This window comes from Alicyclobacillus hesperidum subsp. aegles, from assembly GCF_027923525.1.
Taxonomy (GTDB): Bacteria; Bacillota; Bacilli; order Alicyclobacillales; family Alicyclobacillaceae; genus Alicyclobacillus; species Alicyclobacillus aegles.
The window spans coordinates 1-269 of the sequence record NZ_BSBJ01000071.1; the positions used below are offsets into that span (position 1 = coordinate 1).

Below are 269 nucleotides of genomic sequence, written 5' to 3' on the forward strand. Positions count from 1 at the left end.
AGGAACTGATTCCGCCAGGTCACGTCGTACGCGTCGTCAATGAGGCTGTTAACCGCATCAGTGACGATGTGTTTTTGAAGTACTATCCCGGTGGAGGCCGTAGCAGCTTTCATCCGAAGATGCTCACCAAAGTCCTGGTCTACGCATATACCCAGAAGATTTACTCCTCCCGCCAAATCGCTAAGGCGCTTCGCGAGAATATTCCCTTCATGTGGCTCGCTGCACGACAGACTCCAGACTTTCGAACCATTAATCGATTCCGCTCGCAA

General features: G+C 51.7%; 1 protein-coding gene. It reads left to right on the forward strand.

Annotation, left to right across the window (positions count from 1 at the left end; translation table 11 throughout):
* Positions 1-269 (forward strand): transposase (locus QMF38_RS13335; protein ID WP_281759284.1); only part of this gene is annotated, 269 nt, incomplete at both ends.